Annotated in this window: 20 protein-coding genes; 5 read left to right on the top strand and 15 right to left on the bottom strand. The window is 40.0% G+C overall.

What is annotated here, in order from left to right; all coding sequences use genetic code 11:
- Positions 1–14: 14 nt before the first annotated feature.
- The gene (locus MKX34_RS15675; protein WP_076296685.1) at positions 15–1622 is read right to left on the bottom strand and encodes an FGGY-family carbohydrate kinase; all 1608 of its coding nucleotides are present in this window, start codon (positions 1620–1622) and stop codon (positions 15–17) included.
- Between the two features lie 308 nt (positions 1623–1930).
- Here MKX34_RS15675 and MKX34_RS15670 point away from each other — a divergent pair, with 308 nt between their 5' ends.
- Entirely contained in the window at positions 1931–3013 is a 1083-nt protein-coding gene (locus MKX34_RS15670) for a GntR family transcriptional regulator (RefSeq protein WP_036677364.1), read from the top strand.
- 255 nt (positions 3014–3268) lie between these two features.
- Here the strand turns inward: MKX34_RS15670 and MKX34_RS15665 are convergent, their stop codons facing one another.
- The 6 genes from MKX34_RS15665 to MKX34_RS15640 all read right to left on the bottom strand — a co-directional run bounded on the left by MKX34_RS15665 (position 3269) and on the right by MKX34_RS15640 (position 8428).
- The gene (locus MKX34_RS15665; protein ID WP_038571047.1) at positions 3269–3862 is read right to left on the bottom strand and encodes an AAA family ATPase; all 594 of its coding nucleotides are present in this window, start codon (positions 3860–3862) and stop codon (positions 3269–3271) included.
- 68 nt (positions 3863–3930) lie between these two features.
- Positions 3931–4839, bottom strand: a complete 909-nt coding sequence (locus MKX34_RS15660; RefSeq protein ID WP_076105699.1) for an ABC transporter substrate-binding protein — start codon at positions 4837–4839, stop codon at positions 3931–3933.
- A gap of 130 nt (positions 4840–4969) precedes the next feature.
- Complete coding sequence (locus MKX34_RS15655) at positions 4970–5944, bottom strand: AraC family transcriptional regulator (RefSeq protein ID WP_076105698.1); 975 nt, start codon at positions 5942–5944, stop codon at positions 4970–4972.
- A 176-nt stretch (positions 5945–6120) separates the two neighbouring features.
- Positions 6121–7026 carry a hypothetical protein gene (locus MKX34_RS15650; protein WP_256717622.1) on the bottom strand — a complete coding sequence of 302 codons (906 nt, stop codon included), beginning with the start codon at positions 7024–7026 and terminating at the stop codon, positions 6121–6123.
- Positions 7023–7679 (bottom strand): sigma-70 family RNA polymerase sigma factor, encoded by a 657-nt coding sequence (locus MKX34_RS15645; protein ID WP_339205348.1) that lies wholly within the window; start codon positions 7677–7679, stop codon positions 7023–7025. Before MKX34_RS15645 ends, MKX34_RS15650 begins: the two co-directional genes overlap by 4 nt.
- Positions 7680–7753: 74 nt before the next feature.
- Entirely contained in the window at positions 7754–8428 is a 675-nt protein-coding gene (locus MKX34_RS15640; protein WP_232061357.1) for a hypothetical protein, read from the bottom strand.
- Positions 8429–8604: 176 nt separating this feature from the next.
- Here MKX34_RS15640 and MKX34_RS15635 point away from each other — a divergent pair, with 176 nt between their 5' ends.
- Complete coding sequence (locus MKX34_RS15635; protein ID WP_036677469.1) at positions 8605–9384, top strand: GNAT family N-acetyltransferase; 780 nt, start codon at positions 8605–8607, stop codon at positions 9382–9384.
- A 97-nt stretch (positions 9385–9481) separates the two neighbouring features.
- On the opposite strand, the gene MKX34_RS15630 is transcribed toward MKX34_RS15635, so the two are convergent.
- The 3 genes from MKX34_RS15630 to MKX34_RS15620 form a co-directional block, all read right to left on the bottom strand.
- Positions 9482–11392: an alpha/beta fold hydrolase gene (locus MKX34_RS15630; RefSeq protein WP_076296686.1), complete on the bottom strand. Its 1911-nt coding sequence runs from the start codon at positions 11390–11392 to the stop codon at positions 9482–9484.
- Between the two features lie 135 nt (positions 11393–11527).
- Positions 11528–13288, bottom strand: a complete 1761-nt coding sequence (gene dhaK, locus MKX34_RS15625; protein ID WP_076105696.1) for a dihydroxyacetone kinase subunit DhaK — start codon at positions 13286–13288, stop codon at positions 11528–11530.
- Position 13289: 1 nt separating this feature from the next.
- Positions 13290–14426: a glycerol dehydrogenase gene (locus tag MKX34_RS15620; RefSeq protein ID WP_076099237.1), complete on the bottom strand. Its 1137-nt coding sequence runs from the start codon at positions 14424–14426 to the stop codon at positions 13290–13292.
- 203 nt (positions 14427–14629) lie between these two features.
- Here MKX34_RS15620 and MKX34_RS15615 point away from each other — a divergent pair, with 203 nt between their 5' ends.
- Positions 14630–15688 (top strand): PocR ligand-binding domain-containing protein, encoded by a 1059-nt coding sequence (locus MKX34_RS15615; RefSeq protein ID WP_036677374.1) that lies wholly within the window; start codon positions 14630–14632, stop codon positions 15686–15688.
- Positions 15689–15712: 24 nt separating this feature from the next.
- Here MKX34_RS15615 and MKX34_RS15610 read toward each other — a convergent pair whose 3' ends face one another.
- The 3 genes from MKX34_RS15610 to MKX34_RS15600 form a co-directional block, all read right to left on the bottom strand.
- Positions 15713–16597, bottom strand: coding sequence for a VanZ family protein (locus MKX34_RS15610; RefSeq protein ID WP_339205344.1), 885 nt, complete (start codon positions 16595–16597; stop codon positions 15713–15715).
- A gap of 204 nt (positions 16598–16801) precedes the next feature.
- Positions 16802–18760 carry an RICIN domain-containing protein gene (locus tag MKX34_RS15605; RefSeq protein ID WP_076296688.1) on the bottom strand — a complete coding sequence of 653 codons (1959 nt, stop codon included), beginning with the start codon at positions 18758–18760 and terminating at the stop codon, positions 16802–16804.
- Between the two features lie 229 nt (positions 18761–18989).
- Positions 18990–19841, bottom strand: a complete 852-nt coding sequence (locus MKX34_RS15600; protein WP_076296689.1) for an aldo/keto reductase — start codon at positions 19839–19841, stop codon at positions 18990–18992.
- Between the two features lie 123 nt (positions 19842–19964).
- Here MKX34_RS15600 and MKX34_RS15595 point away from each other — a divergent pair, with 123 nt between their 5' ends.
- Entirely contained in the window at positions 19965–20366 is a 402-nt protein-coding gene (locus MKX34_RS15595; RefSeq protein WP_036677847.1) for a MerR family transcriptional regulator, read from the top strand.
- Between the two features lie 91 nt (positions 20367–20457).
- On the opposite strand, the gene MKX34_RS15590 is transcribed toward MKX34_RS15595, so the two are convergent.
- Positions 20458–20850, bottom strand: a complete 393-nt coding sequence (locus MKX34_RS15590) for a MerR family transcriptional regulator (protein ID WP_036677848.1) — start codon at positions 20848–20850, stop codon at positions 20458–20460.
- A 234-nt stretch (positions 20851–21084) separates the two neighbouring features.
- On the opposite strand from MKX34_RS15590, the gene MKX34_RS15585 reads away from it, so the two are divergent.
- Positions 21085–21480, top strand: coding sequence for a cupin domain-containing protein (locus MKX34_RS15585; protein WP_076296690.1), 396 nt, complete (start codon positions 21085–21087; stop codon positions 21478–21480).
- A gap of 68 nt (positions 21481–21548) precedes the next feature.
- Here the strand turns inward: MKX34_RS15585 and MKX34_RS15580 are convergent, their stop codons facing one another.
- A complete protein-coding gene (locus MKX34_RS15580) occupies positions 21549–24713 on the bottom strand; it encodes an ATP-binding cassette domain-containing protein (RefSeq protein WP_076296691.1) in 3165 nt (1054 codons plus the stop codon).
- Positions 24714–24738 lie beyond the last annotated feature (25 nt).

Raw genomic sequence — 24738 nt, 5'->3', positions numbered from 1 at the left:
TGGTCCCTCCATTCTCAGACTAAATTATCAACAGCGGATTGCTCAATCGCCAGACCTTTTTTATAACGTTCGATAAAGGTTTCAAACCCTTTAATGTCGGTTGCATCGGGATGAATTTCTTCTCCCTTTACATCTTTGAACACTTTTTGATCGAGGAAGTCTTCCAAGCTTTCTTCCTGATTTTTGTTCATCATGTATGAGGCTAGAATAGCCATTCCCCATGCGCCGCCTTCTCCAGCAGTCGACATTACGGAAACAGGAACATTCAGTGAAGCTGCCATCATTCTTTGGCCAACAACCGGAGTCTTAAATATACCGCCGTGTCCTAAAATACTATCTATGGCTACATTCTCTTCTTTCGTCAAAATGTCCATTCCAATTTTCAAAGCACCAAAGGCGCTGAACAAATGTGCACGCATAAAGTTAGCCAGATTAAATTTGCTCTCAGGCGAACGTACAAATAGCGGACGGCCTTCTTCTAACCCCGTAATGTTCTCACCCGAGAAATAACCGTAACTGAGCAATCCACCCGCATCTGCGTCTGCTTCCAAAGCCTTATTCAGCAGTACGCTGTACAATTTATCAGCTTCTACCTTTTGCCCCATTGCTTCATAGAACTCACGGAATAATCCGAGCCAGGCGTTAAGGTCACTTGAACAGTTATTAGCATGAACCATACCTACCGGACTTCCGTCTGGTGTAGTCACCATATCAATTTCCGGATAAACCTTGGAAAGATCTTTTTCCAATACGATCATGGCAAAAACAGAGGTTCCTACGGAGACATTTCCGGTACGTTTTCTTACACTATTGGTAGCAACCATACCGGTTCCTGCATCCCCTTCTGGAGGGCTAAGCGGAATCCCAGCTTGTAATTGCAATGATGGATCCAGAATTTTGGCTCCTGCTTCGGTTAATAGACCCGCTTGCTCACCGGCAACATACACCTTAGGAAGAAGATCGCTGGTCTTCAGCGAATAACCTTTGCCAGCAATAAGCTCATCAAACTGTTGTATCATGGATTCATTATAATTCCCTATGGATTCATCAATCGGGAACATACCTGAAGCATCCCCAACACCAAGTGCTTTGTTGCCGGTCAATAACCAATGAATGTATCCTGCCAACGTCGTAACAAACCGAATCTCCGGCACATGTTCTTCTTTGTTTAAGATCGCCTGATAAAGATGAGCAATACTCCAACGTTCCGGGATATTGAATTTAAATACATCCGTCAATTCTTTGGCTGCCTTACCAGTTGTTGCATTACGCCAAGTCCGGAACGGAACGAGCAATTGATCCTGTTCGTCAAAAGCCATATATCCATGCATCATTGCAGAAAACCCGATTGAACCAACGGTTTGGAGGGTGATTCCGTAATTTTGTTGAACTTCTTGCTTCATCTCACGATAAGCATCCTGTAGACCTTTGATAATATCTTCTAGGCTGTACGTCCAAAAGCCGTCTTTCAATTGATTTTCCCATTCATAACTTCCAGAAGCGATCGTTTGAAAACTATGATCAATAAGTACTGCTTTAATACGCGTGGATCCAAATTCAATCCCTAGCGAAGTTTCTCCCTTATTGATTGCTTCTTCGATGCTTAATCGATTCGATATCACGTTAGTCACCTCTCTGACAGCGCTTTTTTAATATAAAAGAATTCGCTTTCTTAATTAACAGCTTTAGTATAAATTTTTGTACGTACATTTGTCAATAAAATAGTTATATATACATACAAATATGGAGATGATAATAATTTAACTCCGTACTTAGTTTGTTTATGATGATCTAAAGGTACGAAATATTTACATTTTTTCATAAAAAAAGAGCCCCTTTATATTTAATTCGTAGTCATGCTATAATTTGTACATACAACTTAACGAAATGAACGAATCAAAAAGCGAACAAGTATGGAAAGAGGAATTACATGAAACCAAAGTATCAAGTGATTATAGAGGATATAAAAAGCAAGATCCTTTCAGGAGATTACAATGTAGGCGAACAAATTCCTACGGAGTCTGCCTTGCAGTCCTTGTACGAGGTTAGCAGACAGACTGTTAGAAAAGCCATTTTAGAGCTATCCAACGAAGGATTCCTCCGCAGCGAAAAAGGTTCTGGCACGTATGTCAGCAACCAATATCGCACAAAGACCGGCGGGAGTTCACATAAGAAGACGATCGGTGTAATTACGACGTATATCTCTGACTACATCTTCCCTTCTATTATCCGGGGGATTGAAAGCCGAATGAATGAGGATAACTATTCTCTATTATTGGCTAGTACCAATAACGATGTTGCGCAAGAAAAAAAAGCTCTCGAAATGATGTTGTCCTACGGCGTAGATGGTTTAATTATTGAACCTACGAAAAGTAATCTGTATAATCCCAATATTGCGTATTATCTGTCGTTTAAGGAGCAAGATATTCCACTCATTATGATTAATGCTTTTTATGAGGAAATAGAGCTCCCCTTCCTTTGTCTTGACGATGTGCAGTCCAGTTATCTGGCAACAAAAGAATTGATTTCCAAAGGCCACTCTCAAATTGGACTTATCGCAAAAATGGATGATTTACAAGGCAAATATCGAATGAAGGGTTATATCAAAGCCCTCGAAGAAGCTAAATTGCGGTTTTATCCAGAGCAAATATTTTCGTTCAACACCGAGACCAAACAAACCTTAGCTACGAACTTGAAGGATTTCCTAAATAAAAATAGAGATACCCTCTCTGCGATTGTCTGCTACAACGACGAGGTTGGTTTGGAAGTGGTCAATGCTTGCAGACAGCTGAACATTTCTATACCAGAGGAATTATCAATTATTGGCCAGGACAACTCCTATATTGCCCAAAATGCGAACATCAAACTGACCACTTTAACGCATCCCCAAGAAACTATGGGCCGTGATGCAGCGGATTGGGTCATTAAAAAATTACAAGGAAAAAAGGATCTTCCCAACAATACTTATTATCAACCTGTGTTAATTGAAGGAGAAACAGTAGTCGAGAGATAGAATAAATTCTGAGGGATTTGTGTTTATCTTCATATATAAATGTAATAACCCACCAGTTGTGACTGGTGGGTTATTTGCAACTGTTATCTTAGTATTCTTTAAAGGTTCGATTCTTGTTTTGAAGTCAACAGTACAGAAGAAGCAAACTGTTTCACAAGCTTGCCGGGATTTATCCCGTATTTATCCCGAAATCCCTCGGCAGCCCGAGGGGTGATAGCCCCAAGGCTTGAATATGGTGTTATCTGGATACACCATCTAGGAAACACTAACATTTCTTTTACTTAATTTCTTAAATACCGAGTATTCCTTATTGGACTTAATAAAACTTAATATCTTTTCAGCACATTCTAATGAATTCATCTCTTCCGTATTTACTTCGAGGTCATATTCTTCAAAGCAATATACTTTGCTAAACTGTGAAGCTGCTAGTCCAATCATTCTATCTCCTCTTGTTTGCTCTCTTCTTATGAGTTCTTCTTTCGAGCATATTACACCTATAAATAACGTAGGGTGATCGAAAAATTGATCAAGAAACACATTAAACCTCTTATCGTTGTCGATTACGGTATCTACTATTACATTAAAACCAAATTCTGATAACAATTTAATTGTCGAATGGTACACTGAGAATATGGAATCATCCAATATTTGGGAAACGACTTGATGATCTATTTCTCTTGTAGGTTCATCTGGAAATTTATTATTAATAAAATCATTGTAATTATTAAAAAAATCATCAATTGATAAATGATAAAAAGGAATCTCTTTCTGTTTTATCAGTTCAGTCGATATGGAGGTCTTTCCGGAACTTGAAGTTCCATTTAGAAAAACTAATATCCCTTGCTTCAATTTAATCATCCCTTCAAATAATAATCATTGCAACTCAGAGATTATTCGAGAAAAGATTAAATTATCCTTTACTGTTTGATATGTTCCTTGATTTGTTCGGCTATTTGCTCCAACAATGCTTCTTTTCCTAAAGCAAAGAAAGCCTCATTATAATTTTGTCTGCTTGTCATACGATATATATTATTCGATTTTACAGCTTTCAGATTGCTCCAGACCTTGCTTTGGTCAAGAACATTCTGGTCATTATCGGATAATAAAATGATATGGTCTGGATTAAAGGTGGACAGTGCTTCTAGACTTGTCACTTTCCCTCCCCATGGATCTGGCTCCGGTGTACCTGGCGCGATGGGTAATCCTAGATCATTAAAAATCATATCCGCAATACCTGTGCGGGAATAGATGCGTATTTCTTTCTCTGTAGCTTCGATTACCGCAAACGTCTCTTCCTTGGTTATCTCAGTGATTTGATCATGTAGTAGTAGAGCACGTTGATCATAGACCTTCAACCACGCTTCCATTTCCGCTTTCTTATCAAGCACCTCCGCAACAAATGCAAATCGCTCTCTAAAAGCGTTAAAGCCATAAGGCACCCTCACTGTTGGAGCAATCATATTTAGTTGATCATAGATTTTTTCTTGGGTAGGTCCTGCCAGTATCAAATCAGGGCTTGCTGCAATGATCGCTTCTAAGTTGACTTCCGTCTGAAACCATCCAGCGGGAGTTACATCAGGCAGTTCTTTTTTGAGAATAGGAGTGATTTCTAATGAATTAGCCATATCTGTATTCCCAGTAATAACAGGTTTATATCCAAGCACCAGAAGTTCTTCCGTTGAGCCGGATACATCGGCAATTCTAACCGGATTCACCGGTAATTCAACATCTCCTTTAGCCTCCTGACCTGAATTCCCACACCCGTACAGCATCACCATCATGATTAAGGCGATTCCGGCAAAAGAGATCCGTTTTAAACTGAACATTTTTTCCAACCCTCTCCAATCTATTGATAATCATTCTCACTTCTAGCAAGTCCGATCATACACTCTGCTGATAGGACAGAACTACCGGCAGAGGGATTGAATAACGGTTTGGCGGATATTTATTTAATTTTTATCGTTTTTTAATTACTTCTGAAGGATTAATTCCATATTGCTTCCGAAAAGCTTCGGCAAAATGACTAAAGTTGTTGTAACCTACCATCGTCGCTGTTTGGCTGACACTAATATCCCCGGTACTTATGATTTCCCAAGCTTTTTCTAAACGTTTGTTCCGTAAATATGCAAATACAGTTGTTCCGTACTCTTCCTTAAATCCAACTTTTAATTTGTATTCGTTAATGCCTGCCAGCTTGGACAATTCGATTAGCGAAGGTGGGTTTGCCATGTGGTCAAGGATGATATCCCTGGCTTTCCGAATGTTTTCTCGGTCACTACGTGATAAATGCAAACTGCGTTTAATATGCTTCTGCTCAAAAAGAAAAACGTCAAAATATACAGATAAGAGTTCTAATGCCTTCCCCTCTAAGTACAACCGGCGCATGGAGGTATGATATGGACAGTCTCTCAATTGCACCAATAATCGGGTGGTTTCTGGAAGAATAGGCATACGGAACATTCGAAAAGCACGTGAATCTAACAGTCCGGATAAGCTGCGAGCATGTGAAGAGCCTTGATCCTCCATCCATGAATCAAATAGTGTAACTGGTACACCTATGGACAATAAACGGATAGGTTCAGCACTGCGATAGTGAAATTCCGCCTGGAAATCCTGCATGAACTGCAATGAACAACTATCGGGCATTAACTCATGGCTAGTATCTGTAACATGAACTTCCCCGCTCCCCTGCAGACAAAAGCTTAACTCAATCATTGCTGCTTCGGATTGAACCTGAACTAGGCGATCATCAGCAAAACGGTAATCACTATCAACAATTTCGATCCCGGAGGGTGTGATCACTCTATCGACGTATCCTTGGGTACTGGATTGTTTAAAATATCTCCTCTCTGTAGTGCCCCTCATAGACGGAGCCTCAAACAAAGCATCGAAATACCCGTTATAGATGTTATGAATAGATGAACTTGTCATTCTGTTATACACTCAGCAGGTAAGCTGCACTCCGTAATCCCAATAATATGTTTTATCATGAGCAGATCACCTTTTCTCTTCTATTAAATGATAACGATTATCATTTAGATCATTATATGCAAGATATTGGATAACCTGCAATGTACAGTTTGTAAGGATCACTTATCTCCGCCTCCTCAGTAAAGCGGTAGCACCTCTTGTGTCAGCCCTGAAAAGAGGTAGCTGGTTTGATCAAAAAAGGCATCAGGCAAATAATAATAAGCATCGCCCATGGACACCACTTTTAATTCGGGAATGATATATATGGCGATATAAGTCCCGTCTTTTAGGTTGAACTGTAATTGATATGATTTCCCTTGGGATTGCGCCGCTGCAAGAGCTTCATATTCCTTATTGCTTAGCTCTGTTTTTTTTGCGCTGTACAAACCTTCGATAATGGACTCAACAATAGGATGATCAGTGATAGTCTTTTGCACGTCATTCCCCACATGATTCAGAATATAGATATCTTTTGCATGCTCCTTCAGATTAGCCAGATCTAAATACTCCTTCGCGCTCATTGCAGAATCGTCTACCTTCGCCACAATTTCAGCTAGATAATAATATTGCTCATCCTTAACTGCAATACGAAAATGGGATGGGTATGTTGGGATTTCATACAGCTTTCCACCAATAGCGAACGTAGCGGCATAATCCTTTTCCGCATTCTTATCCCCGTCTTTCTTTCCGGGCTCTTGGTTGAGATCAAACTCTAATGCACCAAGCGATTTGTCAGGCTCCATACCTGTGAACTTAAACTGAGCGCCATCTGCTACGAATGCATAACGGTATCCATTGTAATTCAGAATTTTGCGAACCCCTGTGGGAGACGAGACTGGTGTCTGCTGCGATATTTGTGGTGAATTAGGCAACGGCGTCTGCGGAAATTTATAAACGGCCACACCTAACACCAATGCAGCACAAGCTGCGAATGAGCCCCACTTTACATAAGTTTTTTTATTAGTGCGTCTCGCGGAGTTGGCTTTTTCTATCAAATTTTCGTCTATGTAACCGATTGTTTTGAAGAGCTCTTTATTATTCAAAGGAAATAACCCTCTTTCTGAAGATATATTTGGAGTTTTTTGCGTGTTCTGAAAAGAATTGATTTGGTTTTGCTTTCACTGATTGAGAAGCGTGCGGCAATATCGGCCAAAGAATCAGAATACCAGTAACGCCTCAAAAAAATATTCCGCTGATCTTCCTTAATGTTGTGTAGAAATTTGCTTATAGATTCGGCTATTTGTGCTTCCTCGTATTGGGTTTCAACGTTGTCTGAAGAGGATAAACAATCGTTTAATTCATCAAGAATCGTATCGAATTTTTTATTCCGTTTTTTAGCCATGTAATAATCATATTTGTTCAAAGCAATATTTCGTGTGATTCTCCCCAGAAAAGAGGACAGCTTTGCAGGAGACTTCGGCGGTATTGCTTCCCATGCACCAAGAAAGGTATCGTTAACACATTCTTCCGAATCTTCAGCATTAGACAAAATGTTATGAGCGATCCGAGTACAATAATTTCTATATTTTTTCGATGTTTCTTCTACTGCCCTTTCATTACGTGCAAAATACAATTGTATGATTTCACTATCTTCCACTCCATCACTTCCGTTCGATTTGATTAAGCATTCACTTATAAAGTAGGAAAAGAAGTGTTTAGGTTGCATAAAAATATAATTTTCTATAAGCTTCGGCATTCAACGCTGATAATATGACATAAAAATACAAATATCCCCTCATCCTAAAGGATAAGGGGAAGTTATAATATCATCTAATTTTTAATTAATTCTACTTCCTTCATTGGAGCCTTTGTCTTACGGAGCATCATCCAGATCCCCCCCAGACAAAATAAAACACTACACCCCATGCCAAACAACGCACTGGCGTTTAATGCCTGAGGTGAGCCTTTCATCGTAAGCACAGCCATTTGAGTGACAACAATGGAGACTACGGCATCAGTAAAGCTAATCATTTTTAATGTTGATATAATGGGATTGTTGAGATGACGGTTAACAATGTTTCCATGAATGGCAAAACCAAGTTTTGTAAAAGCGATCAGTGCTACCAGATATACAATGTAACCTTCATAAACCAAAGCGTCCCCGACTAGATAAATCCGCAGGCAGACCAACAGATATGAAACACCTAGAAGACAAAGAAAAACACCGCCACGCTTATAAACATAAAGCTCCATGGAATACCTTTGCTGTGGTGAACTGACTTTTTTAGCTAATGTATATTTATGAAGCACCTGTCCTTTGGCTATACAAAGAATCAGATAATAAAGTGCATTTGTGATGAACCATCCGGACAATAGATATAACCCAAGAATTAATTTGCCTATACCAATAAAAGCATTGATGACTAGGGAAGCGGCGTTGAACATGGCGGTTCGATCTTGCGGATTTCCGAAGTACCGAACTAAGATTGCCTTAATATATATCATCCTCTCAAGAAAACCTTCATATCTCATTTTATGTTTCTAAGGGGACAATAGTATCATACTTGGCTCAACCCAGCAATAAAGCAATTAAAGTTCTGATTTATGATATATTAGAAAAGGTTGTGCTAATTCGGCAAGAGGAAATAGCAACAGCAATTGTTAATGGAGGCAGGTCGTATATGTATAGAAAATTAACAGCAGCAGAGTTGGATGTTATTTTAAGCTCGATTAATAAGGAACAGCATTTTTTATATTATTCATACCTTACTTTTCGCAGACAAAACACAGTGCATTACGGTCAGTATTCTGACCAGGGCGAGTTGCTTGGAGTATTAGCCTTTTTAAGTGGCCTTCCGTTTAATGCTTTTTCTGTATATCCAGTTCAGCAATCCTTTTGTCTCAGCTCAATGTTGGCGTTCATGAAAGATGAATTACATCTACATAACCATGCGGTGGGTAGCTTTATTATTAACGAACAAGAGCTGCAGGTCTTTGCTTCTCAGCTTGAGTTCTACAGCCCTCCCCAAAAATTGCTTCTAATGAAACATATTCATGAAGATGTTCTACCAACAGCGGACAAGCATGTTATGCACTTAGGACCTGCTCATTTCCAGCGAATTGAAGCAAAGATGAACGAGCTGCAAACCATGGCTTTTTCAAAAGAAGAATTACAGAATCCGTTCTATGGTGTGATGGCACAAGACGAGCTGATTGCTGTAGGAGGATACCACATATATAGTGAGGATTACGTTGAACTAGGAAATATCGGAACAGATGTGGCCTGGAGAAGAAATGGTTATGGAAAAAAAGTCTGTGCAGAGCTAACACGCCAAGGACATGCCATTTCAGCTAACGTATATTTGAATGTTTTTGAGGAGAATGTAGGAGCCATTTCTCTATATCAATCGCTGGGATATGAACTCATTTGCCAACAATACATCGTTGAATTTATTATTTAATCTAAAAACGTACTGCATTAGCTGCAGTACGTTTTTTCTATCTAAACCTCTTACGCCGTAGGCATATTCTTCGTAGAAGAATAGATTAAAGCATCTCTCAAAATGTAAATGTATTGGCTGCGCCCATCATCACTATAATCATACAATTCACCATGGCTCCCAGCCATATTTTTCCTGTGCACTTAAAGAGGTAACGCGAAATATAAGCTGCAATAAAAAGCTGGAAAACGAGAGGGAAAAGGACTAGTATTCTGAGCCAATCTTGATTTTGCCAAAAAGTTACGCCTGTTGAAAATAACGTTCCGTATTGTACCCCAATGAGCACTAGAATTCCAAGCACACCGCCTGTCCCGCTAATGAGCAGATCCCTCCATTCTTTCTGCCCTTCAACTGGGGTGGTAGAGTTCACGGCAATTGACTGTGCAACATAAAATATAAAGAAGAAAAGCATATAACGTAAGCCAATTAATAATTGATTCGGAGTGAATACTTTAATTGCCAGTACCCATAAGCGGAAGTCTGTCTGAAAGAAATAATCTGCAAATGCAACCAAAGCATAGAATCCAGTGAATATACATACCGCAAGTGCAAAAGTCTTCAGCAGTTCTTTCAAATTTGTTTTTATTCCCCAGCTTTCAGAGTGCTCATTATAATTTTTTCCTGATAAACGAGTGGTTAGCCAGAATAACAATAGACCCACAAGGCCGTTAAAGATCGCCCAGATTAAAATAAAGTTCATGGCGGTTTGTGGAAATAAACTACGAGGCTGAAGGATATTCTGTCCAGCTATAATACTCCAGCGACTGATCGGAAGGTATGATATTGCGGAAATTACCCAACTCATTATCCAAGAGCCCCAAAAAAGAATCTTGCTTTTTCTGGTCTTAGGCTCCGGTAACTTGGCAGGAGTAGGTTGAATTAGACTATTGAAACAAGGAAGCTTGAGGAGCAATACCGCAAAGGGGACAATAAATAAAAAGGATCCTAACAAGCCGATAAAGTTAAAGATCTCTTTCCATAACCATAATTGGTTGCCGGCAGATAACGGATTATTGATTTGAAACGCTTTCGTAAAAAAGTCAACTAAATAACCAGTGCTCGCCACCGAAAAGTGTTGCCAAGGGTGGATCTCCGCTGGATTGTACACGACGCGCAAGGTTTGATCAGCTGCATTACCGTAATATTTGCCGATTTCCACAGCGTTTATCTTTTGATTCTCCGGCATTACTGAATTTATAGCAGCTAGTGATTCTGGGGCATCGCCCGAAAGATCAGCATTCCCTCTCGCAAATCCGGATCCGCCTTCATCATATTTGCCTACATTGATGCCTACATTGGCATGGATGTTTTGAAAAGTCTCATCGGTAGACTGTTCGACCTGAGAAACAATGAAAGCGGATGCAACTTTATTCAAAGCATCAGCCTTGGCTTCTTCACTTACCGTAATAATTGCGCCTTCTTCTGAAGAGGGATCTTTCGCCGCTTCGAGCTCTGCCAAATAAAGTTGGCCATAATACTGCAGTGTACTCCAGGTAATCATTCCACCCATAGAATGACCACTAATGCCGATTTTTGTAGAGTCTACATAATCAAGACTGGATGATGCATATTCCACTAAAGGAATCATCCCATTATTCTCTGACATTATCGTTGGGAAAAATGGCATATCAGGAGAGCTCGAGCCTCCATGCCATAAGAAATCCATTGCAATCACAGCAATTCCCCGACGGGAAAGTTCGATTGCGGTACTATCCTGCATCTCTTTATTGTTTAAAAAACCGTGACTAGTAATGACGAGTGGAACTTTATGCTCTGCATTTGCTGAGACAGGCCTGAACAGATTTCCCTCAATCCAAGTACCATTATCGGACGGAATCTTAAACTTACTAATCTGGACCTTGCCGAAATCTGTTTGCAAGAAAGAAGCTCCCACACAACTGATCAAAACCATGGATAAAGCGACACATAAAAATTTCAATGCTAATCTCGTAGACAGAAACTTTTTCATCTGGTCTCCCCCCCAAAAAAAGTATCAAATCAAAATGTGTAACACAAAATGGGCAAAAAAAATAACCTGAATCCGAAAAATTCATTAGTAGACCCCATGAGTAGATATCCCTCGGATTCAGGTTATGTGTGATTCTTATTTCATTGCTTTTGCAAGCTCTGTGAAAATAACCCCAAGTGCATGAGCACCCGCATCCGGATAACCGATGCTGCGTTCCCCTACTGTGCCGGCTCTTCCCATACGGGCAACGATTTCTATAGTATTTTTAGAACCTTGGACAGCTGCTTCCGCTGCTTTACTTGCCGCCACTTTGATATCGTCGCCTTGTTCTGCACTTTGGGTCCAGGCATCTGCAAACGGTACAAGCGCATCAATCAATGTCTTGTCTCCGACAACAGCCCCTCTGCCAAAAGATCTTTCACCCGTATCTTGAATCCCTTTGACAACAGCTTGCATCATATCAGCAAACTCCTGAATGGTCAGCTCTTCCTTCTGTTGAACATTTTTGCTCGCTGCGCGGAAGCCTGATCCCCAGATCGGTCCGGATGCTCCGCCGCAATATTCCATAATGACCATGGAGCAGGCGTCAAGAAACTCACCGATATTAGTGAGATGATGAGCTAAAATATCTTCCCACTCGACTTTCAGCTGTTTAAAGCCCTTAGCTACACTCATCCCGAAATCTCCGTCTCCAGCGTGGGAGTCAAGCTCACAGAACGGAACTTCATTCTCAATAATAACCTGGCTCATTTGATCGAGCAGATAGACGATATTTTGCAAAGTAAACCGATTGTTCTTAATCACCGCTGCAGCAGCATCCGTATTATTCTTAAAGGATACATTGCTGTCTGCTTTCTCTTCCTGGATTACTTCAGTATAATTCACAGGCTCAAAGGGGCCTTTAATCGACAAGGCTGGTGTATCACAAGGCGCAGATAACCATTTCTTCAGCGTCTCATCCAGCTTCATTATCGTCACCGATGCACCTGCCATGTCAATGCTGGTCATGTAGTTACCAACAAACACTTTAAACACTTGTTTATTCTTAGCAGTTAATTCGCGGATGACAGAATTGTTCAGCAAATATAACTCTTGCAGCGGGGTGCCGCCAAATCCATTAATTAATACGGCTACTTCCTCCTGCTTCTGATCATTCATTTGGAAGTTGTCTAGCAAAGAGGTAACCATTCGCTGTGCTAATTCATCTGCGGGTACAATTTTCTCCCTGCGTATTCCAGGTTCTCCATGGATCCCAACCCCGTATTCCATCTCGTTCTCTTCAATATGAAATGTCGGAGTACCTTTGGCAGGTACGGTACAAGAGGTATAGGCGAAGCCTATGCTGCGCACATGATCAATTGCATGTTGCGCCGCTTCTTTCACTTCTGCTAAAGACAATCCAGCTTCTGCTGCTGCTCCGGCTACCTTATGAACAAGCACTGTTCCGGCTACGCCTCTTCTCCCTACTGTATAAAGACTGTCTTCAACGGCAATGTCGTCGTCTACTTTGACATAATCCACTTCGATACCATCTTCAGTTGCTAGATGGGCCGCATTTTTAAAGTTCATGATGTCACCGCTATAATTCTTGATAATAAGCAACGAACCTTTGGTGCTTGCTGTGCGGCGAATCGCTTGATAAACCTGGATTTGGGATGGAGAAGCAAACACATCACCGCATACAGCTGCATCCAGCATCCCGGTTCCTACGAACCCGGCATGAGCCGGTTCATGCCCGCTTCCGCCACCACTGATCAGGGTAACTTTATCTTGATTAATCTCTTTCTTAGAAATCACTTTAAATTTCGGATCGAAATCCAGCTCGGGATGCGCCAAGACAAGCCCGTTACACATTTCCCTAACCAGAGTCTCCGGCTTGTTTATTATTTTTTTCATCTTAAAGCTCCTTACTTGATTTATATTGACGGCCTAATTGATCGGCTGCCATAATTGCTGATGCAACCGCATCCTCCGTAATTGGGAACGGCATCGAATGGATAGATTCCTCAGCAATGCAAGCTTTTTTAGCAACCTCAAGCAGTTCCTCATAGGTTACATGCTCAACACCAATATCCGCTAAGCAAACTGGGAGACCAATCGAAAGACAGAAGTCCAACACTTCTTTTAATTCAGTCCGGTCTGCGTTTTCAAGAACCAGTTGAGCAATCGTGCTGAAGGCTACCTTTTCACCATGATAATAATGATGAGTTCCTTCCAAAGCAGTTAACCCATTATGAATCGCATGAATCGCTGCCAAACCACCGCTTTCAAACCCAAGACCCGATAAAAGAATATTCGTCTCGATTATATTCTCCAAAGCTGGGGTTACGATATTCAGATCGCAAGCCTGCTTCGCCTTGAATCCATTCTCAAGCAATGTCTCATAGCAGAGCTTTGCAAGTCCCAACGCTGTTACTGTCCCTTTAGCTTCACCGCAAACCCCTTCACGAACTCCGCAAGGTAAACCTGCATTCACATTGGAATACGAATTTGCAGTAGCTCTTGCTTCAAAATAGGTTGAAAGTGCATCTCCCATGCCTGCCACAAGAAATCTTGTAGGTGCATTGGCAATAACTGTTGTATCAATCATGACTACACTCGGGCTTTGCTTGAAATAAGCATAATCATCAAATTCACCTTCCGGAGTATAGAGCACCGCTGAGTGGCTTGTCGGAGCATCAGTTGCTGCTATCGTTGGAACGATAATCAGTGCTTCTCCTTCAGCTACACATTTTGCCGTATCAATCGCCTTACCTCCACCCAAGCCAATCGTACATGCACATTGATGCTCCTTGGCTAGCGCTTGTAATCTGGCGACTTCTTGTCTTGAGCATTCCCCGTGGAAGCCGCTTTCAACAAGAGTTATATTAAATTTCTGTTTAGTTGACTCCAGTTTGTCTTTCACACGTGTTACATCATCTGGATGGGCAATTAACAAAGCAGAATCACCAAAGGTTTTTACGAAGTAACCTAAGTTCAATAATTCATTCTCACCTTGTACATATTTCGTCGGACTGATAAATGCTCTTCTCATTTTTCGTTCCTCCTCAGTTGTTTATAGTTATCATTATAGATTGCTCTAATTTAAGAAACATGAAACAATAAAAGCTTATTAAAGCGTTTTCTTATCGTATTTTTTTGTCATAATCGTGAAAAATCGAACTTTCATGTCATTGTGTTGAATTATTCTGTATAATGTTCATTAAGATTCTATAACTTACATAGGAGAATTTTGTGATGTCAAAATCCCGGTTCAATCTAGAAGAAATTATTGATTTGAAGAAATGGGAAAAGCTCCAGGATTCCTTATCTCTTGTAACCAAAATGGCTATTCTTACTGTTGATTACAAGGGTGTTCCCGTGACCAAGCACAGCTATTGTCAGCCTTTCTGTCAAGGTGTGCGCCAGGACTCCCATCTCTCTCAATATTGTCAAAAATGTGATGCCCGCGCTGGAATTGAAGCGGTTCGCCAGAACAAACCGTTTATTTATTTATGTCATTTCAATATTATAGATATCGCGATTCCAATCATTATAGATAATCAATACCTAGGTGCAATTATGGCCGGACAGCTCAAGCTTCGTGAACCTGACGCGCCACAACTGGAGCAGATTGTCTCTCGGCCACCGAATGTGGAGACGAACATGAAGTTTCAAACACTCAAAGAGGATTACCTGGCACTGCCTGTTTTATCCTACGATGAAGTAACAAAGTGTGTTGAGCTGCTGCTGCAGTTAAGTACCTATATCGTGGAGGAAGCCATTCAAAAGCATACTACCGTGGATTTGTACAAAAAGGTTCTGACCACCAATATAGAAGAACCCGCTTCTGCCGAAGCTATGGACGAATCAGACCGTACGTACCGAAAAATCCAATCCATACAGCAGGAGTTATCCGGGGCGTTGATCGAGACCAAATTAAAAAATGGTGTTCAAAAGTTCGTCTCAGCGAATTCTGTGCTTCAGCCTGCTTTTAATTACATTTATACACATAAAAATGAGAATTTCAGCCTCAAAGAAATGGCTAAGCTTTGTCATATCAGCCCCAGTTATTTCAGCCGTATTTTCACTAAAGAAACTGGAGAGAATTTCTCCGTCTTCATTGCCAGACTCAAGATTGAATGGGCTAAGCAACTGCTGGAATCCACGGATTCCCCGATCAATCAAGTCAGTGATGATTTGGGCTTTTGCGACACGGGCTATTTCATTAAAACCTTCAAAAAATACGAGAACCTCACCCCGGCTGTATATCGGAATATGTATATGAGGCGATCAGCAAAAGAAACCCTCCGTTAATAAAATTAGCGAAGGGTTAGTTCCTCATTCCCACCAATGCTTCATTTCACTAAATCCTACATCCCATAACTTCACATTCCCTTTAAGGATAAAGGTTATTTCTTTTACGGTAACTAATGCCGTATTGTTGAGTTCAGCTTGGGAACTATATTGTTCACTGGATTGAAGGATCACGTTGCCATCAGCTATAATCATTAGTTCACTGCTAGAATTTTCATTTTCCGGGAATCCAAAGCTGAAATATAACGATACCTCTTTTTTATCACCCAAAGTATAGGTGTATTTTTTAATTTCTTCACCTTCACTGCTGTATAAATTCATTTTTGGTATTATATTTTCACCAGCGATAGTGAAACTGGGAAGATTATGCGTGATAGGCATGCTTCCCGTAAGCTTTTCCAACGTTTGTAATCCCTGCACAGGTCTTTCACTTTTCTTCAGAGTTAAATCAATGATCTCAGAGATTCCCATGATTCCAACCAATAGCACAACAACAGATAATGTCGAAGTAAAAAGCGATCTCCTGGTGATTTCCGGGGAAAATCCAATCTTATATGCACAAAATCCGATCATTGCCCCTAACGTATTGGAGATGACATCGGCTACATCAAAGGAACCTAAAAAAGTTAAAGCTTGAAGAGTTTCCAGCCCAAAAATTGTTAAGATAAACAAACAAATAAACTTCTTAAAATGTGTACGATACAGCAAAGGGAATAATACGCCAAAAGGAATAAAAGCAGCGATGTTCCCAAAGTCATAAACCCAAGAAAAGGATAGGTCAAAGAGATCAGGAAAAAGAAGCGGAACACTTTCAGGAATCAACATAAACGTGTATTCATACTGGCTTGTTGCATGCTCAACTCTATTGAAAGCAAAAAACAAAAAATATAAGATCAACAGTGTATACAAAATAATTCCTATAATAAGGATCTTCCGTAATTTCACTCCCATAATAACTTCACAATTCCCTCCATATGTCGATGGAAATAGTATATCTCTCCAAGGTGACATTCCCGTGACACTGAAGGTGACGATTTAGTCATTCAAGGCTTATTTCGATAAAAAAGCCATCACCCTTAGTTTAAGGCCGATGACTTTTTGATACATGATATTTTATCTATTCGTGACTAGTTTCCAGTGCTGGCTAGCAGAACCTGTATTATTTGCTTGAATAATATTTGCACCCTCTGTCGTTGAACCCTGATCTACTGCCAGAACTTTTCCACTGTTACGATTAATAATATTGTAAAACTCACCTGAGGACTCCAAAGTCCACTGCTGGTCATTCGATCCGTTATCATTCCATTGAACACTTTGAGCACCGTTAGCTAATGAACTTCCTAAAATGCCCAGGTTTTTACGACTATTAGTATTGACCAGTTTCGTATAACAATCAGCTGTGCTGACTACAAACCAATTTTGGTCATATGATGAAATTCCGCTGGTCCACTGAACCGCCTTCCCTCCATCTGCCATCGAACCCTGATAGATACCCAACACTTTACCACTGTTCTCATTAACCAATCGATAACTGTCCACCATAATATGTCCTTCATCTGGAACCAACTCCCACAGCTGATCAGTGCTGCCTGCATCAGCCCGCTGTATAACTTGGGCACCCTCTTCAGTAGAACCCTGCGCTATACCTAACGTCTGACCACTGTTACGGTTAACAATCTTGTAGTAGTTACCAGAGGCTTGTAAAGTCCACTGCTGGTCATCGGAATTGTTTTCAGTCCATAATACGGCTTTGGCTCCTTCTGTTGTTGATCCTTCTAATATTCCGGCGACCTTACCACTCTTTGCATTCACAATGGATTTGTAACCGTTAGGAGCATAACCACTTTCCGCAGTGGAAATGAGCCAATATTGATCCAAGGAATTAGTCCCACTGCTCCATTGCACGAGCGGATTGCCATTCGCAGTTCCGCCTTCCAATACACCTAAAGCCTTCCCACTCTTCACATTAATTAATTTGTAGTAACCTACGGACATATCACCGTATTTCACCGTGTTTTTCCCACTAAAAAATCCGGCTTGTGGGATAAATAAGCGGCCATTGCTAAGCGGCAGTAGTTGGCGGTTATACCCTGCGTCTACGGGTGGATTATATGGAACCCAGCTGCCGGATGCATCCACTCTAGAAGAGTTGATCAGCACTTCTTTTTTTCCTGCAACGTTTAATACGAGTCTCCCATCTCCCAAAGCAGAAATATAGGGACTTCCTCCGTACCCTACAAGAGTTCCTACTTCAGTTGGATTCCAGCTCTCAGGATCTGCTGAAATTTTCAAATAATTGGGCACGCCCGGGTATCCGACCATCTCATAGGTCATTGCGTAATTACCATTGCCCAGCTTAGCGATTGTAGGCATTCCTGGACGTAATTTACTGTCTGCAAATGCCACATCAGCTACCACAGGTCCCCAGTTCGTGCCCTCCAACGTAGTCTGATGAACTAACTTCTGGGCATGAGCAGGATCACGTTCATCTGAATAATAAACAATGAGTTTGTTGTTGTGAACCAAAAAGAAAGGCTCCCAAATGGGATCGTAACCAATATCGTTTCGTCCACCTTCAGCAATGGTGCTTACATATGTCCATGTTCTACCTAAATCATTGCTTTTATATAATTCCAACTTGGTAGCTGCTTTGTTGCTTGGCACAGAATTTCCTGCAAGAAGCATAGTACCCGCAGGCATGTTACCTATAGATTGGGGGAGTTCAAACAATTCAGGGCAATTTAACATTCCCCAACCGTTTTGATTATCCTCCACTTCTCCAACCTGATTCCAAGTGACACCATTGTCAACGCTTTCATAAATAGGGAAAACAGGTGTGGTATTAGAGGTTTGTTCAAATGTAGCATACATTTTATTATTGTTGATGCCACTATATTTAAGCTGGATTGCCCTAGGTGATAAAGCCCCATAGGATGGTGAATCTGCTGGTGGTACATATAAGACATTAGGTCCGAAAGCGTTTACAATATTGCCATCAAAGCTAATCCCTGTGCCAACCACTGTCACTAAAACCAACAAAAAAGTCAAAACCTTTCTCAGTTCTCTTCTCAAAAGTAATTTCTCCTTTACTCTGGGATTTTTTAAACGAATACAGCTTCAATATAATTAATAAACGGATAAATGAGAATGTAATATCTCGACCGGATCATGCAATATGATTACTCAAGTAGATTATCATCCCCTCAATAAAGTTTTGGAGTTAGATCTGGTTTATAAAATAAGGGTGCCCCTTAGCCTTTTCATGGCTTTTAGGGCACCCCTTGGATGTGCTATACAAATGTTAAATGTCAAATTTATGTTTGGCGAGTCCTTCTACGATTTGGGGATCATTATGCGAGAAGAAAACACTCTGTTTCGTATCTAATTTAGCTATTGTCTCTAAATCTTCTTGGTTTAATTCGAAGTCAAAAATATTAAAATTTTCGATGATCCGTTCTTTATGCGTAGACTTTGGAATAGCACTCACGCCTCTTTGAGTTAACCAACGTAAAACTACCTGAGCAACGGATTTCTGATATTTTTCAGCGATAGAAACTAATACTTCATTATTGAAAAGGTTGTTTCGTCCTTCCGCAAAAGGTCCCCATGACTCGATCTGCACATTCTTCTCTTTCATATAATTCGCACTTTCGATTTGCTGCTGAAAAGGATGTGTTTCAATCTGGTTGATTGCAGGTGTAATTTCATTGTGGCTAATCAAATCAATTAGACGATCCATTTGAAAATTGCTGACTCCAATCGCCTTGATCTTACCCTCACGGTACAATTCCTCCATAGCACGCCAGGAACCATATACATCACCAAATGGCTGATGAATTAAATATAAATCTAAATAATCCACTTGTAATCGATCGAGCGATTTGGCAAAGGCTTTCTTAGTACGCTCATAACCGGCATCCTGAATCCAAAGTTTAGTAGTAATAAATATTTCTTCTCTTGGTACACCACTGCGTTTGATGGCTCTACCGACGGCTTCTTCATTTTGGTAAGCTGCTGCAGTATCAATCAGGCGATAGCCTGCCATAATAGCTTCATAAACGCTCTGCTCGCATTCGCTAGCATCATTCATTTGATAGACACCAAAACCAAGGATAGGCATCACTACACCATTGTTCAGAGTTACTGTTTGCATATGAAATCCTCCTATTTACATGTTCTGTGATTAAGATTACAATAATTAGCCTAACAGGTTCGAGTAACACGAAGTCAAGCGATGCTGAGTTCTTTTCGCATCCATTTTCAAGGAGGAATTACAATGTATACTGTGAAGGAAGTTGCCAAACTACTGGGTTTGACTGAACATACCATCCGTTATTATACGGATAAGGGTTTAGTTCCAACGATACAACGGGACAAAAATAACATTCGTCTTTTTGATGATGACTCCATTAATTGGCTAACAGGTGTAAAATATCTCAAACAATGTGGGATGTCAGTAGAAGACATTAAAAGCTATGTAGACTTGTGTTTACTAGGCGATTCTACCATCCACGATCGTTATCAAATCATAATGGAGTATAAAGCCGCTGCTGCAGCTCAGTTGGAAGAGGCCAAACTTAAAGTCAAATATATGGAAGACAAAGCCAATCATTATCTAGATATTATCAATCAGGTAATCCCGGATGACACGAATCCAGCTAAATGGACAAAATCATGAACAAGAGGCAGATGAACAACTTTTGATTATCAAAGGTTGTTCATCTGCCTCTTAACTTGTTAGGAATCTACTTTTCTTCTTGATGTGATATCTATTCATTGTGATAAAGGACGAATTCGTATTTATTCCCCGTTAGTTGATCATTATAAAATACAATTTTACGGTTCAGTATATCTAAGTTTTGTTGCAATGCCTTAATTTCTTGTTCCACTTGTTGCTTACGCTGTTCAAGTAAATTTTTCCGTTCAGGAATTGTCTCGTCCCCCATAGCCCGCCACTCGGTATATTGCTTCAATTCTGCCATCGTCATTCCTGAATCTTTTAAATGAAGTAAAAATTGAACCCAACCTATATCCTGATCTGTATATTCGCGTAAATTATTGTCACTTCGATGTGGAGTAAGTAATCCTTCCATTTCGTAATATCTGAGCGTGCTCTTGTTAACACCGACGATTTCTGCAAATTCTCCAATGGAATAAGGCATGATCCCCACCTCCATTTCTAATTTTGTTTCTATCCAAAGGATATACTTAAACTAATAAAAAACCAAATGTCGGAGTATGAATCCATTTTTATGGCTTGCCTTAAAGTGTACTTTAAGGTCTATACTTCATTTTGAAGCAGTTAATTTCGTTTTATGTAGGGTGGCCTAAAGCTTGGTCGGCATTTAATATTGCCAAAGAAATTTATAAAAATTAAACGAAAGAGGTTTTTTATTATGGCTAATGAGCAACTAAGCAACAGTACTATCTTTCCACTCGGACAAAAGGTTGAAGCTAATTTTATAGGAGATGCATACTTGCAGATGATTTATACTGACGCGACACCTTTGAATGCGCCTATTGGGAACGTAACCTTTGCCCCGGGAGCTCGCAATAACTGGCACTCCCATAAAATCGGACAAGTATTATTAGTTATCGGTGGTGAGGGTTGGTATCAAGAAGAAGGCAAACCAGCTCAATTCCTCCAAACCGGGGATGTTGTGAATATTCCAGCGAACGTAAAACATTGGCATGGTGCTACAAAAGACAGCTGGTTTGTTCACTTAGCCATTTCACCCGGAGAAACAGAATGGTTAGAACCTGTTGATGGTAAGCTTTATAATCAATTGTAAAAAAACGCATCGGGTCTATGGACTCGATGCGTTACTTTTCTATATCGTCTTTTTGAGAAAACTAAACTCTATTGCTCAAGAAATTGGTAAACTGCCATCATCTCTTGTTTATTCAACTCACGAATACGATTGAAAATTGGAATATCAGCTACAGCCTCAATGTTTAAGCTTTTAGAAACAACGTCACTTATTTTACCCGTTAGCCAAGTTTGCACATCTATACCTTCAACGACTTCCTTACGCCCTTCATCATTGATGCCACTCGCATAACAACTTACACAAGGAATCGTTAATTTATATACGCCATCATGAAGTCCATCTTCCGAAATAACTTTTTTCCCTTTACAGAATGGACATGGATGGCTTGCTTTAATCTTATTAATTAAGGTGACGATTTTTTTGTAACCAAACGCTTCATAGACATAAGTCAGCTTTTTATATTTTCCATTAGTGAAATACTTATCTATGATATTTTCTCTTGTTTCGTGGATATTGGCAAAATCACAGATCGTAATCCGGTTTTTCCTGCTGATGGATTCGATACTGCTGCTAATGCTGTCCCAGAATGGCAAGGCATTTTGTAACACCATTTCATATTGCGCAAAACTTCCTAACTCTAGTTCAAGCATTTTTAGAGCGACTTGTGATTCCCTGGGTAATAGAGAGACCTCTTCTGTCAAAACCATATCTCCGCCCACGATGGCTTTCATTTTTTCTAGTACCTGTAATTCACCAACGGTGCTAATGACTTGATCAAGGGGCATCCCAATAATCTCGCGAATATCAGTGTCGCCGAATTTAAGCTTTTTATGATGATTTAACACCGTTCCTTGACAGATTGGACAAGTAATCATTTTTTTGGACGCTTTAATATGCTCTTTAATAATTGATTTCGAAATGACCATATAGTTCCCGATAATGGTATTAAAGCCTTCCCAAGTTCTCGAGGCTTTAGCTGCTTTATCATAGAAGGATTTTTCCCAATACCCGTATAAAAAGGTGTGCTTTTCAGCTTCTGTCATCTCATTATAACTTTTGCTTATATCTTGTCCGAGCTCATTCTTTAACTCATCAAAGATGAATTTTATTTTTGGTAATTGATAGAATTTCAGAATCTCCATCGCATCTGGATGTAATGAGCCGTCCCAAAAGGGTACGGTCTTGTCCTGAAGAACAATATCAAAATCAAATTCTTCAATCACACGGCGGCCCTTACAGCTTGGACAATGATTGTCTGATTGATAGAAATCAAAGCTTTTTGTATCCTTATTAGTGGGATGCGCTGCCACAATATGGTTGATCAAGCCACCCATTTCATAAAGGAAAGTAAACTGACTATACAAGTGTCGTTCCAGATCAATGGCGATGACAGGTGCAATCGTATCCGATTCATATTCACCATAAATCAGGCGGGCCATGGAGGATAAGCTTTTTAATATGCCACCTTTATAGATGTTCTCTGCATTTTTAAAATAGGCGATCTGATCTTCTTTTAAATAGTCAATTCCATTTTGTTGCTGGAGTGTTGAAGAAATGTGCGCAGGCGCCACGCTATCTGCACTGTTTTGTTGACGATAATAATCATCATGACTGAGAACATCAAGATGCTCCACAGGTGCAAGCTGTCTTTTGCCAAAATCAACGATAAAATCAGAGTTATCTAACATATAAGAATTATGTTCAATCATGATTATGGAGACAGATTCATCCTGCAAAATGTCCCTAATGCTGTCAATGAATTGATTTAAAATATTTTGTGATAAACCTTTGGAAGGCTCGTCAAAAATAAAAAGTGTATGTGGATTTCTTGAGCCCGCAAACAGCTCAGAAACTAAATGGACACATTGAAATTCACCCGTGGATAAGGACTGTGTTTTTCGCTCCAACGTCAAATAACCAAGTCCAAGCTTGATCAATAAGCTTAGTCTTTTATGAGCAATGTCCTCATTTGGCAGTTCAACAATAATATCTTCAATCGAGCGCTCAAAAATATCATCAATATCCTCACTGTATTTTGTCAGTTTCCTTTTAATATCAAGAAAAGTGGCAACGGTCGAGCGACTGGTAATCGACTGATTTCGATCTTGCCCTACGATCACCAGCTTATCTTTGGAATAACGCTTTAGAAAATCTTTGACCATACATTCATTAACCAGCGTAGATTTACCACATCCGGACTCACCTGTAAAAGTTACCAGCCTATTTTGGGGAATCTGAATCTCGGCCATTTGAATATTACGACAATAAAGATCATGAAATTGATAATATTCTGCAGGTGCTGCCTGATTTAGTTCTTTATTGATGGGCTCAGGACGTGGTGATTCCTCAACAATTTTCCCGCCATATTTGCCACTGCCAGGTCCAAAGAACAAGTGTTTATCCGCTGTGTCCAGCACCGTGTCAGAATGGTCAATGAGCCAAATTTGATTTTTATATCCCAATTGTTTAATCTCCGCTAAAATCTTCAATAGGGTTTGGTGATCGAGACCCACGGAGATTTCATCAATGATAATCACGGTATTTTCACTTGTTGCCATAAATTCTGCCAAGTAAAGTCGTGTTAATTCTCCGCCTGACAATGTACCCATAATACGATTTAATGTTAAATAACCAATATTCATATTGATTATATTTTTCAGGATTTGTTGTTTACCCTCACTTATCTTAAGCTTTTCTGCTAGTTTAAAAATGGTTTCGATGCTAAAGTCGTTTAGATCGGAAATACTCTGTGCTTGATCCGATAATTCAATTTTATATTGTTCAGCTGCTTGATTGTAGCGTTTTCCTTGACACTTTTTACACTCGATATTTTTTGTAGTTCCACGCCCCTTACAATCAGGACACCAACCTAATTCATTATTAAATGAAAAAACCTCTGGAGAGAGATTATATTGTTCAGCAAGAGTGACACGGATTTCAGTAAACACACCTGTATGTGTGCCAATGGTTGACCGAGGATTTGAAGATATGGATGACCTACCAAGAAAAAGAACAAGGGGCATTGCTTCCATTTTGATCGCACTGAAATTAGTCTCCATAATATTGGGGAATAAATACTGGTATTCAGCTTTTGGCAATAAGGAAACGAGACGTTTTTTTGATTCTTCCCCAATCGTTTGACAAAAAGTTGTTTTACCAGATCCAGACAAACCAGCAATTCCTAACGACTCATCCACTGGCAGTACCGTTTCTAATCTGTTAATATTGTTCGCAATTAAATGATTTATTTTCATAGTAAGCTCATCTCATCTCCATTCT

This window comes from Paenibacillus sp. FSL R5-0636, assembly GCF_037974255.1.
GTDB classification, from domain to species: Bacteria; Bacillota; Bacilli; order Paenibacillales; family Paenibacillaceae; genus Paenibacillus_AQ; species Paenibacillus_AQ odorifer.
The sequence above is the reverse complement of the archived record's forward strand: the minus strand, read 5'-3'. Positions and strand labels throughout refer to the sequence as shown.